General features: G+C 40.5%; 17 protein-coding genes (1 of these 17 only partly in view). 15 read left to right on the top strand and 2 right to left on the bottom strand.

All coding sequences use genetic code 11. From position 1 onward, the window contains the following. Positions 1-3: 3 nt before the first annotated feature. Positions 4-801 (top strand): formate dehydrogenase accessory protein FdhE domain-containing protein, encoded by a 798-nt coding sequence (locus DESMER_RS07430; RefSeq protein WP_014902451.1) that lies wholly within the window; start codon positions 4-6, stop codon positions 799-801. Positions 802-863: 62 nt separating this feature from the next. Here the strand turns inward: DESMER_RS07430 and DESMER_RS07435 are convergent, their stop codons facing one another. Next, a complete protein-coding gene (locus DESMER_RS07435; protein WP_014902452.1) occupies positions 864-1,088 on the bottom strand; it encodes a DUF1659 domain-containing protein in 225 nt (74 codons plus the stop codon). Between the two features lie 194 nt (positions 1,089-1,282). Here DESMER_RS07435 and DESMER_RS07440 point away from each other — a divergent pair, with 194 nt between their 5' ends. From DESMER_RS07440 to DESMER_RS07500, 14 genes are all read left to right on the top strand, one after another. Next, complete coding sequence (locus DESMER_RS07440) at positions 1,283-2,074, top strand: DUF3102 domain-containing protein (RefSeq protein ID WP_014902453.1); 792 nt, start codon at positions 1,283-1,285, stop codon at positions 2,072-2,074. Positions 2,075-2,282: 208 nt separating this feature from the next. Beyond that, positions 2,283-2,441, top strand: a complete 159-nt coding sequence (locus DESMER_RS22950; RefSeq protein WP_242831063.1) for a PaaI family thioesterase — start codon at positions 2,283-2,285, stop codon at positions 2,439-2,441. Positions 2,442-2,670: 229 nt separating this feature from the next. Further along, on the top strand, positions 2,671-3,285 hold the full coding sequence (locus DESMER_RS07445; protein ID WP_148275265.1) for a hypothetical protein: 615 nt from the start codon (positions 2,671-2,673) through the stop codon (positions 3,283-3,285). Positions 3,286-3,453: 168 nt separating this feature from the next. After that, positions 3,454-4,212 carry a hypothetical protein gene (locus DESMER_RS07450; protein WP_014902455.1) on the top strand — a complete coding sequence of 253 codons (759 nt, stop codon included), beginning with the start codon at positions 3,454-3,456 and terminating at the stop codon, positions 4,210-4,212. 107 nt (positions 4,213-4,319) lie between these two features. Beyond that, entirely contained in the window at positions 4,320-5,114 is a 795-nt protein-coding gene (locus DESMER_RS07455; protein ID WP_014902456.1) for a lipid II flippase Amj family protein, read from the top strand. Positions 5,115-5,357: 243 nt separating this feature from the next. Further along, positions 5,358-5,885 (top strand): hypothetical protein, encoded by a 528-nt coding sequence (locus DESMER_RS07460; RefSeq protein WP_014902457.1) that lies wholly within the window; start codon positions 5,358-5,360, stop codon positions 5,883-5,885. A gap of 361 nt (positions 5,886-6,246) precedes the next feature. Next, positions 6,247-6,447, top strand: coding sequence for a hypothetical protein (locus DESMER_RS07465; protein ID WP_042333519.1), 201 nt, complete (start codon positions 6,247-6,249; stop codon positions 6,445-6,447). A 130-nt stretch (positions 6,448-6,577) separates the two neighbouring features. Further along, positions 6,578-7,264 (top strand): hypothetical protein, encoded by a 687-nt coding sequence (locus DESMER_RS07470; protein WP_014902458.1) that lies wholly within the window; start codon positions 6,578-6,580, stop codon positions 7,262-7,264. 93 nt (positions 7,265-7,357) lie between these two features. Continuing rightward, positions 7,358-7,720, top strand: a complete 363-nt coding sequence (locus tag DESMER_RS07475; RefSeq protein ID WP_014902459.1) for a BlaI/MecI/CopY family transcriptional regulator — start codon at positions 7,358-7,360, stop codon at positions 7,718-7,720. 3 nt (positions 7,721-7,723) lie between these two features. Continuing rightward, a complete protein-coding gene (locus DESMER_RS07480) occupies positions 7,724-9,586 on the top strand; it encodes a M56 family metallopeptidase (RefSeq protein ID WP_014902460.1) in 1,863 nt (620 codons plus the stop codon). 128 nt (positions 9,587-9,714) lie between these two features. After that, positions 9,715-10,476, top strand: coding sequence for a DUF4085 family protein (locus tag DESMER_RS07485; RefSeq protein WP_014902461.1), 762 nt, complete (start codon positions 9,715-9,717; stop codon positions 10,474-10,476). Between the two features lie 233 nt (positions 10,477-10,709). Then, entirely contained in the window at positions 10,710-11,546 is an 837-nt protein-coding gene (locus tag DESMER_RS07490) for a hypothetical protein (RefSeq protein WP_014902462.1), read from the top strand. Positions 11,547-11,670: 124 nt separating this feature from the next. Next, positions 11,671-12,027, top strand: coding sequence for a hypothetical protein (locus tag DESMER_RS07495; protein WP_014902463.1), 357 nt, complete (start codon positions 11,671-11,673; stop codon positions 12,025-12,027). A 147-nt stretch (positions 12,028-12,174) separates the two neighbouring features. After that, complete coding sequence (locus DESMER_RS07500; protein WP_014902464.1) at positions 12,175-13,761, top strand: peptide chain release factor 3; 1,587 nt, start codon at positions 12,175-12,177, stop codon at positions 13,759-13,761. Here the strand turns inward: DESMER_RS07500 and DESMER_RS07505 are convergent. After that, positions 13,758-14,909, bottom strand: partial view of an N-acetylmuramoyl-L-alanine amidase gene (locus tag DESMER_RS07505; RefSeq protein ID WP_014902465.1) — the 3' portion only. 36 nt of this gene lie beyond the right edge of the window; the window shows 1,152 of its 1,188 coding nt (coding positions 37-1,188); its start codon lies beyond the right edge, outside the window; its stop codon occupies positions 13,758-13,760. The genes DESMER_RS07500 and DESMER_RS07505 overlap by 4 nt on opposite strands.

Genomic DNA, 14,909 nt, shown 5'->3' on the forward strand with positions numbered 1-14,909 from the left:
ATTATGAACAACAAAATTACTTTAAAGCCGGCAGGAGGAGATAGTATGATGGATAACACCTGGCAGATGTATAGCCTCCTTAAGCAAGAAGTCAAGCGATGGCAAGCCGAGCGAGGTTCTTTTTGGAGCGAAAAGCTCAGCCCAGCTCAAGCACCTCCGTACTATCCGATTAATGAACTGCCTGAGGAAGCAATTCTAGAATTATGTCAAAGGTTAAATCGAGTAAGTAATATTATGACCACGGAGCCTGAGTTATTGGAAGCTTGGCACAGGTTTAAAACTTTTCAACTTGTGACAAACCCAGAGCTCTTAAGCCGTCTGCAGCTTGCCTTATGTGGTGTAGCACAGCTGTTTCGCGAGATGTTGGTCACAACCAAAAATAATTTGGGGGATAACCAAGTTAAGGATTATATTGGACTGGCTGCCACTCAAAGTATGGGTTGTCCGATCTGTGGAGAGTTAGCCGCCGTATCAGTTCTTTCTTCACCGATTGGTAAACGATTCTTACATTGTTCGACCTGCGGACATGAATGGTTAGCAAAGCGCGTGGGTTGCATTCGCTGTGGAATTCAGGAAGCTTCAAAATTGAACTATCTTAAGTCAGAGGAGTACCCGAGGCTGGAGGTGGTTATCTGCCAAGCTTGTAGGCAGTATTTTAAAGAATATGATTTACGCGTAAGGAATGTAGAGGATTTGGATTGGGAAAACATCAGAACTCTCCCCCTGGATTATGCGGCAGAAAAATGGTTGGCTGACCATGCTCACAAATTCACCTTTCACCAGCAGGTTGAACTGAACTGAGACTTAGCCCGGAATTGCCGGCCAAGTCAGACTTGACCGGCAATTTGCTGTTTTTATAAACGTTACTCCTCAATCAGCCGGAAATTTTTCCTCAACTGCACGTCCACCAGCTGCTGTTCCGACAGGCTGAATAAGGCCTGAGCCACATCGTAAAGGTCTGCTTCGGTGGCATCGGCCCGCACATAGCTCAGGCTTTTTTGCCTGGTTACCGGGGTTCCAGTGGGAGTCGATCCGGTTTGATAAATTGCTATCAGTGCGGAATTCAAAGATTCGGATATAATGGGCATTTTTATCCTCCTTTCTGATCTTTTTGACAAACCGGCTGTTTCGGCATGTCCCTATATTCTATGAGGTTGTACCCCGGGGGGTTACAATCTCAGTCAGAACTCTTAAAGTCTCCGCTGTAGACATTGCCAAGCCTTCACCATACGAGACCCGTCTACGTATGCTGTATTAAAGCAATTAAAAAGGCGGGAATCAAATGAACGAACTCAGCAAGGAACGTAATCCGCTGGTAATCGCGGCTGAAATTAATAAGATCAAACAAGAGACTTGTAAAATCATGCTTACCAATGCCCTGGAGATCGGCAGGCGCCTGAAGGAGGCCAAGGATCTGCTCCCCCATGGAGAATGGGGAAAATGGCTGGTGGAATCAGTGAGCTATTCCCAGCGCACAGCCAACAGGCTGATGCAGCTCTTTGAAGAATATGGAGACAAACTATTTGCAGTTGACTCTGAGGTTAGCAGGTCAAATTCGTCAGTACTGACGAATTTGACCTACTACCAGGCTCTTCTTCTGCTGGGGATTACGGAAGATGAGCGGGAGAAATTTATCCTGGAGCATGATGTTAAGAATATGACCACTGGAGAGCTAGAACGAGCGCTCAAAGAACAGAAGCAAGCCCCTCCGGAGAAAGAACAGGCCAAAATTACGCCATTGTCCAATTATCCCGAGGATTTAAAAATAGAATATCTAACAGTCAAAAAAACCGAAAAGCCAACAAGCAGGCCAAAAACTGCAGCCTCCCCAACCTTTACTACGAAGTATGAAGAAAGATGCACCGCTTGCTGCCAAACTATTGCTGATAAATTCCAGGAATTGCTGGAAGCCCTTGGCCAGTTGGCCAGACTTGATCCGGCGGTGAAGGAGAAATGCAGTAAAGACGCGAGCGGGCTGGCAGAATATATGGTGGAAAGGCTTAAAGAGTGGCCGCCTGTGCCCACGACGAATATGAAGACGGTTGAAACCTATGCCACCCATGAAAGGTGGTAAATTATTCTCACATGAAAAGCGTTTCTTAGGAGGCGGGTTCTGTATTGGACGGACTTGAGTGTCTAGAATATAGGGCCGACTTCTTTTTTTGTTGAACATAACTTTAATGACTGGAATGACATTATGGAGTATACTAAATTTACGTAATTTTACTTAAATGAGAAGAAATAATAGTTGACTCGTTTAGTTGTTAAAACTGGATACCACAATGACTACCGCGGTGCTTACAACCCTCCCGCAGAACATAACCTGCTCGACAGTTGAGATTAAAGTGAATTTTATCAAACCGGTCAGTGCTGAAAGTAAACTAATACGCTGTGAGGCTAGGATCATCCGTATAGGACGAAAACTAGCCACTGTAGAATGACGCATTAAGGACGGAAATGATGAATTATATGCTCATGGGGTGAGCACCTGCCTGATTTTTAAAGTGGGATAACATTTGTCTTCAAGTTTAAAGAGGGGATGAACAGTGAAATTTTTCATAAAACATTTGGAGCCCGGTGCGGCAATTCCGCACTCCGGGATCTATGCGGGGGGGGCGAAAGTTGCTAGATCATGTCTCTTTAGACGGGTAATAATTAGAAAGAATAGAGTTGAAAAAGGAGTGGATCTGCTTGGGCACTTCGCAAATACCTGGCGATCGGCACGCACTACAAATTCCATACACCAAACGCGAAATTAAAGTTGAGATAGTTGCTGGAATTGGGGTTGTCTTGATAGTAATTATGCCATTTCTTTGGTGGGGAAAAACACCGGATCTTTTTCCAACTAATTTTGGTATGAGTGGAAAGGTTGATTGGGAAGGAAAGGGATCCCTTGTGTTACTTACTGGGATCGGTATTGGGTTATACGTATTGTTAACGTATATCAGTAGATTTCCAAATATGGTTAATCATCTTTGGGTGATAACTCCAATAAATGCCGAAAAACAGTACCGTATTAGAAGACTAACGATCAATTGTATCAAAGTCGAAAGTGTTTGGCTATTTGTTTACTTAACCTGGAACACCATACAAGTAGCTATGAGTAAGGCAATTGGTGAAGAAATGAAACTCCTAAATCAAAAGAACTCCATGCATGCAGTAGCGTTTGTTTATAAGGAAGCTTTATTTGGAATTGAATTTTTACCAATAGTATTCCTAGTGATGGTGGTCACAATCTGTGCAGGTGTTTACTATGGAAACAAGGCAAAACAGCTGAGTGGGTAAAGTCACCCCAAACTTCTGATAACAGAGGGTTTCGCGACATCGGAGAGAATATGAAAGTAGTAACCCGACGTCGCAAACCCTGGGACGCTATATAAAATCGCGCGGGGGTGGCCGCGTCTTGCGGCGATTTTTGCTGAGGATTTTCTTATTGAGTTAATGGGGGGAAATATGAAAGCAAGAAAAGTCTTTAAATGCATGTTGATTGTACTGAGCATTATTCTACTTATAGCAATTATTCAATATATTCCTGCTTTATTTTTACAAACACCCGATATGCAAATTAAAGAAGGAAAGTATGTATGTGTTTATTTTCAAAAGGGCGATGAAAAAGGAGCTCAGGAAGTATTTGACTTATTAGAATTAACATCCAAAGATATTAGGCAAAAGCTTGGGTTTACATCATCGGCATATAAAACGAAGATGTATATTTATAAAAGCCAATCTACCTTTCAAATGAGGAAATTTGGACTTGTAACATTAATTTTTGCACCAAAATGGTATATAGGTGATAACAAGGATGAAATAGCTTTAATGGTCTCACCCTATGCAAAAGTAGAAGTACATGACCATGATGGGATTTTATCAGCTGCTCCACATGAGATGATACATACGATTAACTATCTGATAAATCCTAGACTCTCATATTGGATTGATAATGGTGTTGCAGGATATTTGTCAAATCAAGTGCCACAGAGTGAGAGAATTAGCAGAAAAAGAGTTCCGGCTTTTCAAGATATTCAAACAGAAAATGAAATTAAGTTTGGAACCATTGGTGGATATGATTATTCGTATTCCTACATCGAGTATCTGGACAAAACTTATGGCTGGGATAAGGTAGTAGAAATCGTTAAGGGTGGATCATATCAGGACGCTTTTTCTAAATCAGAAAAAGAAATTTATGATGGATGGGTAAAGTATTTGAAATAAATATGTAAAACTAGTCATCCTAATGTGAATTTAGGGGCCGACGTCCTGTCGGTCTCTGAATCTGGGGGCGTACGTCTATCGTCCTTGCGGAGAAGGGAAGTGGTTTAGTGGAAAAAGTTCTATTAGAATTATTGGTCTTAACTTTTGTAATCCACCTTATTGATACTCTTTCTTATTCGGTTAGGTTGAACTCGGTAAAAAGCGGACAGTTTGCCTTGTCATTTTCTTTGTTCAACCTATTCGTACTTGTCTCACGAACGGCCAATACTTTTCAAGCCCCATTAATTGGTAGCATTATCGACAAAAGCCTTTTCTATGGTATTGACCCAATTAATGACATGCGTAAGGTAATTTTCGCTTCAACAATAGGTTCATTATTTGGTATTCTTCTGATTCCAACATTTCTCAGGGTATTTGATGTTGCAGTAAAACGGCTAGAAACCACTGGATCCATTCCGTCTTTAGTGGTTGAAGCATTGCAAGTAAGCAACCTCAAGCGAATGATGAAAAGTGCAACTAGACCAACTAAAACGATGTTGCAGAGACTCAGGTATCGCGAAATTCCGAAGAGACTGCTTATCATCAATGCATTGGTTACAGGAATATATACAGTAGGGGTTCTTGCAGCGAGCTATTCTGCAATATTGGTTACTGAGCACCAGAGGATAGCAGCTGTTGGTTCATCGGGAATGATTAATGGACTAGCTACAATTTTATTAACCTTGTTCATTGACCCTAAATCCGCTATGATCACTGACCAGGCGTTAAGAGGAAACAGACCGTATGAAGACGTAAAGGCTCTAGTAATTTTACTCATTGCAACTAAACTAATTGGCACATTACTTGGACAGATAATGTTTTTGCCAGCAGCAAAAGTTATAGCTAGTTTTTACGGGTCGTGACGACAGTATCTAACTTCTAGAGGTTTATCAACGTCAATAGCTAAACGGGAATAAACTTGAAGTACGGAAAGCACACCCTCATGAATCTCATGTTGTACTGAACCGACTGCCGAGCAAGCGCAAAGTACACACTATCCTTGGCGCGAACTAAAAGAATTTAAAGTATTTCTTCTAAGGTGCAAGATTTTACGTAGCTGTAGGTAGGATATTAATAGATAATTTTAACGTCTGAGAGGGATATACATGAATCTAAAGTCAATAGGCATTCCGGCATTGCTTCTTTTAATAGTTTTTTTCATGTCTAGCACTATAGGAGTTGGTATAACTACACTGATTTTTGCAGTTGTCTTTTTGGCACAGGCTATCTTATTTAGTATTAAAATAGAATACTACGATAAGTTTCTAAGTTTTACGAATCCTGGATTCTACAGTGCATACAGTGAAAAAGGTAGTGACTTCATAAGGAAAAAGCGAAAGACGAATATTATAAGTTATTATCTCCTCTCTGCCATCACGGGATTTAATGCATACACGCAAATAAGGTTAATGAATAAGTTCGATACTAGGTCTTTATTTAGCTTGAGGCAATCTTTGCCCTTAGTACTAGTAATTGTGGGTGTTATTTTCCTCATGAATTATATTACCATTTTAGTAATGAAGAAGTCCAAAACTGCTAATGAAGATTTAGGGTGGAATATAATCATAGGGATATTATTTACTATTATTTTAGGTGGCATAGTAAGCTTTTATATATTTCACTCGATACTTTGAGGTTCGCTAACAGGTTACATAATGCTAACAGTGATTTGATTTGAAACATTCTTATTTTGCGAATTAGAGGCATTGTAGGTAAAATTCAGGGCAGCGCCGTACATGGCGTTGTCTGAGTCTGGGGACACGATACGACGTACAACTTCGGGATTCTCGACACTTAGAGGATGATGAATGTGGTGTGGCGCGTTGGGAATCCAACACGAGCAGTTTCACTTTGGACACCTTGGGAGGGGAGGTGTTTGTTACATACTAGATGGAAAGGGTGTATCCCCCCAAATAGGATAAATGTGTAGTTTCTAAGGTTCTTGACAGAAATAATATTAGAATTGAGATTTGGGAACGGGGAGAAGGTTATACTTTGGCATCCGGCAGTAGTAGCTGTGCGGCAGCAAGCGCTGCATATAAGTTAGGCTTAGTTGATAATCAAGTGAAGGTACATATGCCTGGTGGAGTCATTGATATAGACACTAATACTGACGGACACGTTCATATGACCGGTAAGGTTTCAAGTATCGCAAGTGGTGCATTTTCAGACGAAATTTGGCAGCGTTTGGGGTAAAGGTGTTACGTTTGTAAAAAGATCCACCATCAAATCCTAATTCTTGCAATGGTTAGTTGATTATAAAATGATACTGGGCATGCTTCCTGTTTCAAGACATTCTCAAATGTGATTAAAAGGAGTGATAGTCTTGAAAAAAAGAAACATCTTAATTGTTTGTTTAGTGATGGTATATCTATTAACAGTTTTAAAAGGCCTAAATTATGATTTGTTTGAAATTAAGATTAGTACAAAAGCACTGTTAAGACAGAATCTTTCTTTGGAAGAAATGAAAAGATCGAGCATTTATAAAGCCTATAACCATATAGAAAATGATACAACAGTAGAGGAAATAGACAATCTTCTTAATAAGAAAAGCAAAAATATCTATAATTTTCTTGAAACATGGTATTATCCTTACGGTTATGTAAGTATAAGGTATGATAGAAACAAGGAATCGAGAGTATTGCATAAGCTTGTTAGTTTCGAATCTCCATACGTGTTAAAACTTAGTGATGAGGAATTATATTCTGTGTTTGAATGTAATTCCCTTGAAAAGATAATCAGCCTTCTTGGAGAACCTACAACACTTGGAAAAGATTATAATACAAATGGAGAAGCTGCTGATTATTATAGTTGGGGGATAAAAACCAGCTACTCCAAGGAATTTATAAAAGATATCGAAAAAAAATACAATGAATATGTGAACGTTACTAAATATGATGAATCCGTTGCTCAACCTATAAATTCGCCTAAAATTGGGGGGAGGTCTGATTTAAGTGTGACAATAAAAGCTGATAATAAGATTGAAGGATATTCACTATTTGAATCACATTAACCTTCAACCAGTACCTTCCCATTGACAATTCTGGTCTATAGTTATAGACTAATCAAAAAGTCTATAACTATAGACCCGAAGGAGGCGTTAACCTTGAACCAGCTTAAACTCTGTGAAAGTGAATATCGTTTTGCGGCCATTGTTTGGCAAAATGAACCCCTTGGCTCCGGCGAGTTGGTGACTCTCTGCGACCAACAGCTGGGCTGGAAGAAGTCCACCACCTATACTGTCCTGAAAAAGCTCTGTGAGCGGGGGATTCTAAAAAACGAAAATGCCCTGGTGACAGCTCTTGTTCCCCAAGCCCAAGTACAGAAGTTTGAAAGCGAACAGTTGATTAACCGTACCTTTGGCGGCTCTTTACCCGGCTTTATTACAGCCTTTATGAATGAGAAAAAATTAAGTTGGCAAGAGGCTGAGCAGCTAAAGAAGCTCATCGACAGCTATAAGGAGGAGTAGGCTATGGAACAATTCCTGCAAGATGTATTCCTAGCTGTTTTGAACATGAGCATTACCGCCGGCTATGCTATCCTCTTTGTTTTGCTGGCCCGGTTATTGTTAAGGAAAGCCTCCAAAATTTTCTCCTATTGCTTGTGGGGAGTGGTGCTGTTTCGCTTAATCAGTCCCGTTTCCTTCTCCTTTGCCTGGAGTTTTTTTGGCTTTATGAAAAAGGATACCATGGAACATATTCCGGCCGGTATTGGGATGATGGCCCAGCCTCAAGTTGATTTAGGGGTTGGTTATGTCAGCCAGGTCGTTACATCCTCTCTGCCTGGGGCAACCCCCATGGCCAGTGCTAACCCCCTGCAGATTATTATTTTTGTGGCTTCCCTGGTCTGGGTGTTGGGCTTTATCAGCTTATTGGCCTATAGCCTGATTTCCTATGGACTGCTGAAAAGAAAAGTCAGCCAGGCGATCCTTCTCAGAGATAATATTTGGGAGTGTCACTCCATCCGGTCTCCGTTTGTGTTAGGCTTTCTTAAGCCTATGATCTATTTGCCGCCGGGCTTTTCCGAAGGGGAAAAAAGCTATATCCTTAAGCATGAGGAAATACATATTCGACGTTATGATTATCTGATTAAGCCCTTGGCCTATTTTGTGCTCTGCCTTCACTGGTTCAATCCCCTGGTCTGGCTGAGTTTTATCCTGATGACTAAAGATATGGAAATGTCTTGTGACGAGCAGGTTCTTAAGGAAATGGGTCAGGGAATTAAGCAGGACTACAGCCGTTCCCTTCTAGCCCTGGCTCTCAGTCACAGGATGATGGTTGGAAGCCCCCTGGCCTTTGGCGAAAGCAGCGTTAAAAGCCGGATTAAGAATGTCCTAAATTATAAGCGGCCCACTTTTTGGGGAATCCTCGCCGGGGCGGCAGGGATTTTAATTCTTTCTTTAGGTTTAATCTCCAATCCGGAAAATTCCCAATCCGCTATGGCAAATTTAACGATCACTGGCAGCAGCCAGGAATCACAAAAGGAGCCTTCACCGGGAGCTCAGACTCAGAAAATCGCCCAACTTATTGAAGACAATCTGCAGACCATTATGTCCTCCCCCGGGCAGTCCTCTAATCCTGACGATTATATCAAAGCTCACGATATGGCTTATGAGAGTATCCTTAAATATGGGGGGGAGAATGCCTTGCTCTATGTTTTAGCTCAGTTTGAAGCAGGAAATGCTGAGGGACTGCGGGGGCAAATCCTAATGAGGCTTGGTAAGGAATTGTTGGGGGTGAGAAATAATGTCAGCGATGAAACCTTATCCCCTCAGGAGTGGTACAGCCGACTTCAGATTCGCCGAGAAGTTAGCTTGCCCGACTTTGCTTACCAAGGGAATGACTCCGTGGCCCAGCTTGTCTATCAGACGGAAGTTCAAAAGCATAAGGGACGGCAGGGCGGATTTTGCGTTGTGGCCCCCCATATCTTTACCAGCTACCGGGAAGACGGCAAACTTAAGGTTTTCGTGACAACCTTTGCTCAAAGCTATCGCTTGTATGACAATGTTCTGAGCGAAGAAGGGGGAGGGATTATTCCGGCGGCCATCACCTATCGAGAAGGTCCTGCCGGGAACTACACTTTGGAAAGCTATGAACAGGCAAAAGACGGGGCTTACTTCGCCTCTTCCATTCGAGAATATTGTGTCATGCCCGGTTCGGGAAAAAAGATTGAGGGGCTGGCAGAAGAAATACTCTCTCACTACGGAGATTATAGTGACATCATTAAGCTGCAGCGGGAAAACTTAACGGAGCATTTGCAAAGGCATAACCGTTCTCGCGTTTTTCTCCATCAGTCTCATTATCAAAAACCGACGGAATTAATTCCTATCACTTAAGAGAAACGACGGATGGAATGTTTTGGGTGAAATACGCCATTATCACTGCCAAGGGGAGGATTTTCCGGCAAGCGGCTTGTGGTCAAGCTAATTCTATTGAGTAACTCAATAGAGGGGAGATTAATGCATTGAAGTATTTTACTAAAGAGTGGTATCAAACATGTCAAAAGACTAGTTTTCATTTGTCTCTGGAGGAAGATAAACAAGCAGAAACTTTCTCGGAAGAATACTTTCACCAGTTATATGATCAAAAATTAAAGGAATGGTTGTCTTTCATGGAACAAATGCCACCTGAACTTATTGAGGAGAGTATGTCTGAAGCTGAAATATTATCTCAACAAGTCTTCTACGCAACAGATCATGAAGAAGTCGAAAATTTCCACAATATATTCATGGATAATCAAGAACGAATTCAGAAAACATTGCCCGAAGCAATTTTGAAGATAATTGCGGACATTAGAGTCTTTGTGTTAGATAAGGCATCAAGTGAAGTTATAGCTGCTGTTACTCAATATTGTGAGGATAATATGAGGTCGGTTAAAAGGGCTATTGAACAGTATCAAAAGCATCTAAAAAATGTATCTAACTCCTTTCAACGAAACATACTTGAAAAGCATAATTTTCATGATTGTAAAGTCACTGGAATAAAGCGAACCGAAGATTCTTTACTTATCTTATTAGATTCAGGCGGTTTTACAGAGATAAAAGAAGTCCTATTTGAGATTTATAAGATAATAAAACAAGACTCTTTATTAGAAAATTCCTGGTGGCTTTATGATGAAATTTATGATGTTGACGGTAGATATGAATGGCATGTGTTACTTCAGGATGAGAATTTGGAATTAGCTGATTTTATTATTTCTGCCGAAAATATTACTTTTAGCCATTAAAACAGTATCAGATACTAAATGCTGCTTCAGATTATTCATAGCCAGCGAATACAGCATGGGAGGTCTTGATGACATCTACTTATGAAAGATATCTTAAACTGAATATTGACAGCTCACGAGTTGGCTTGGAGCACGGCGAGAGTGAAAGCAGCTACTTCTGCGCGCTCTGCTTTTCCTTGGACAAAGAAACGCAAACAGCAAAAAAATGAACTTAATGTAGGGGTGAGCTTTAAATGGACCTAAACTTTTTTGATGAGTTAAAGAAGTCGCAAATAATTCCCGGAGCTTACAAGGAATGGAGTAGTTTTAGATATCAAGTAACAGAATATATTATTTCTAATACTACAGACTTTGAAAGTATTGCAATATTTGGTGCAGGTAAATGTAATGATATTGATTTGAACATTCTTGAATCTAAATTTAATAAGGTAATTTTAATTGATATAGATATGTCTTCTATGAAAGAGGGTATATACCAGTATTCACTAGAAAATAGCAAAAAAATTGAGTTGATAGCTTGTGACTTTTTGGGTATAGAGGATAGCGACTATAGAGAGTATGAATATTTAGTAAGGAAATACTTTTTTACTAGTACGAATAATTTAAATAGTCGACGAAAGATTTTAAGTCTCCTCGATAATCTAACTGATAAAATAGACAAATATCCATTAGTTTTCGGAAAAGATGCTTATAAAAATAGTGTTTTAATAGGAGTCCATAGTCAGTTAAATGTTTATTTACAGCAGATTTGGTCAATATGTCTACAGATAACTGGGAAGACAGATAATCTGGCTCTCGACAAGATGAAAAAGATGAATGAAATTATAGCAAAAAAGCTCAATGCTGCAGTCATAGAAAGCACTGAAGATAAAGTATTTATTGGATATGAGATGGGGATAGAAGGACAGTATGGTGGAATTGAAGGGGCTATTCAAGCTGAAAATGACTTAGAATTAAGATTGGAAAGTGGTTTGATAAATATTAGTTCGGAGTTTAAATTAGTATGGCCTTTTAAGCCTGATTGTAAATATGATATGAGGGTTACATGTATTTGTAAAAATAAAGCATAGTAAAATGAGTGAATTTCCCCAGAATCTATAAAAATCAGGAGGGAACTGACGGGATTGCGCGAATTTATATCGTATCTGGGAATATCTCAGATCATGGAGGCTCACCTCCGGAAAGGATAGTAGGATGTCGAAGAAATATATTATGTTAAGACCTGAAGAAGAAGCCGCAGCGGAAGGGAAATCAACCATTAAAGATATGTTTTGCTTTGGGGAAAACTCCAGCAATTACCGCTTTCCGGATGTGGAGGTTAATGCTGAAAATCAAAACAAATTGCAGGAGCTGGTCAATGAATACAGCGCCCTGATTGAGCAGGAAGAGAACAAGGATCTGGATCTGAAGACCTTCTTCGCAGGGAATCAAATCAACATCGAGCATGTGGATGAATTTGAGGAGCCGCGGGATGTCTTCATCTTGCTGGTCTATTTTAAAGAGATTTGCAAGCTTAGGGATTTTGAGCCTGTAGCCGTTATGGAGACATGAAAACTCTTGACAATGGTAGTTTTTCATATGGTCTGACAATTGAGGATATATACAATATCGTGTATAATTAACTCTTATACTAATTGAAAAACAATTGAACCTTCGAATATGATGTATGACAAAAGATTAGTTTAAGGAGTTAAAACATTGAGTCACACGGATTTAAAATCAGAAATTAATTCTCGTAAAACCTTTGCGATTATTTCCCATCCGGATGCAGGAAAAACAACCTTAACCGAAAAGCTGCTTCTTTTTGGCGGAGCAATTCGTGAAGCTGGTTCAGTAAAAGCAAGGAAAGCAGAACGCTATGCTACTTCGGATTGGATGGAACTAGAGAGACAGCGTGGGATTTCCATTACGTCCAGTGCCCTGCAATTTAAGTACCAAGGATTTGTAATTAATATCCTTGATACACCTGGGCACCAGGATTTTAGTGAGGATACCTACCGAACTCTGACTGCGGCGGATAGTGCAGTGATGCTGATTGACGCAGCAAAAGGGGTTGAGACCCAGACCAAGAAATTATTTGAGGTCTGCCGTCAGCGTGGGATTCCGATTTTTACCTTTATCAATAAATTTGACCGCAATGCTAAGGATCCACTCGATTTGATGGATGAAGTAGAGAAGGTACTGGGAATTGAATCTTATGCGATGAATTGGCCCATCGGGATGGGTCAAGATTTTAAGGGGATTTATGACCGCAAAACCGGACAAGTGGAACGTTTTGTTGAGGGAAGTGCAAAATCCAGCGCTAAGCCACCTATATCTGGTGCTTTTAGTGATCCCTTGGTGCAGGATGGTATCGGTGAAGGTCTAGTCAAACAATTAACCGAGGAGATTGAACTTCTCGACTTAGCTGGAAATGACTTTTCTCAAGAACGGGTAGATCGTGGAGAAGTGACACCGGTATTTTTCGGGAGTGCCCTAAATAACTTTGGTGTGCCTAATTTTCTGCAATATTTCTTGGAACTGGCTCCTGCACCACAACCCAGAAACACAAATTTAGGAGAGCTAGATCCGGAAACACCGAGTTTTTCCGGGTATATCTTCAAAATTCAAGCTAATATGAATTCCCAGCATCGGGATAGAATTGCTTTCATCCGTATCTGTACCGGTCGCTATGAGCGGGGGATGAATGTGATTCACACTCGCTCACATCGACGTCTTCGTCTCGCTCAACCCCAACAGCTGTTCGCTCAAGAAAGAACGATTCTCGATGAAGCCTTTGCAGGCGACATTATCGGGGTACATGATAGCGGGCTTTTGAGGATTGGGGATGTCCTAACCGAAAAAGATGGACTTCAATTTGAAGCAATGCCTTTTTTTAGTCCTGAAAACTTTGCCCGGATAAATATTGCCAATGCCTTAAAGCGCAAACAATTCATTAAAGGAATTCAGGAACTGCAAGAAGAGGGTGCGATTCATGTGTTTCGTGACCTCCACGTGGGGGTAGAAGCTCCGATTATTGGTGTAGTAGGTCAATTACAGTTTGAAGTTTTAGAATACAGGTTGCGTGAAGAGTATGGGGTAAACGTCAATATTCAACACCTGCCCTTTGAAATTGTGCGCTGGGTTGAAAAAGACGAAAAGACGGTTAAACTGCTTACAGAGTCAAGTATGAGCACTGTAGTGATGGATAAAGATGATAACTATGCAGTGTTGTTATTGGATCAATGGAAAGCAAATTGGTTAAGCGAACGTTATGAAATTAAATTTTATAATCAACCCTTTTAGACTCCAAATTGAGCAGTAAAAGTACGATCTAAAAGAATATGACCGCCAATAGAGTCGCCAAATTCTCCATTGACAAGAATGCGAACTCCGGTGATACCTGGGATTTGTGTCACAGACCAGATGATCGATCGAATGGTCATATTTTCCCCCGAAGCACCTCCTGTGAAATCATCTCTAATCTCTTCACTAAAGTTGATTGTCGCTAAGCCATTCTGAGTTGTTACTGAAATTAATTTAGTTGTCGGCGCAATAGTCGGTGATAATTTGCTGGAAACTGGGCCTTGTATGAGCTTACTCATGACAAGGCTCGTTTTTTGCGAAAGATCAAGTCGAGACCATTCGGATCGATTTATATGGCGTATTTCAGGCACAAGACTATCTAAACTATCATCTGAAAAGTAGAGTTTAAATGAGTTTTCACTAATCATAGGAGGACCTTCTTGGGCAACAGTGGGTAAATTTTCTCGTACCCCCTGCGGATAGGCATCAAAATATTTCTCTACCCCTGTTCCGATAGCATTAGCCACTTGATTGCGGTAGTCATCGGAGGATAATAGTTTCCTTTCTCGGGCGTTTGATATAAATCCAACCTCAACTATGACTGAGGGCATTTCAGCTTGGTTAATTAAATAGTAATCTCCGGCTTTGGCCGTACGCTTATTATCAGGTTGAACTTGGCTGAGCTGCTCGTGAATTACTTCAGCAAGTGCTTTTCCGGATGAAGATTTCAGATGGTAATAGGTTTCCATTCCATAAGAATTCCGTTGAGGAAAGCTGTTTGCATGAATACTAATAAATAGATCAGCATTATTTTCTGAGGCAATTTGAATTCTTTGGTTTAGCTCAGCTCTTTTAGCCATTCGACCTTTTACAAAGCCAGGAAGAAAATAATCTTTATCTGTTTCCCGCGTTAGAATAACTTTGCACCCCTTAGACTCTAAAACTTTACCTAGACGTAATGAAATATCTAGATTTATATCTTTTTCTTTAAGTCCTGAATTCTGGGCCCCAGGGTCAGCTCCTCCGTGCCCTGGGTCAATCACAATAACCTTATCCTTTAAAACGGAAGAAAATACGGACGTTAATTTTAATGCGCTGGCTCCCATCAAAAAAATGATTAACGCAATGATACCCGTAATAATAAAGGG

This window comes from Desulfosporosinus meridiei DSM 13257 (assembly GCF_000231385.2).
GTDB lineage: Bacteria > Bacillota > Desulfitobacteriia > Desulfitobacteriales > Desulfitobacteriaceae > Desulfosporosinus > Desulfosporosinus meridiei.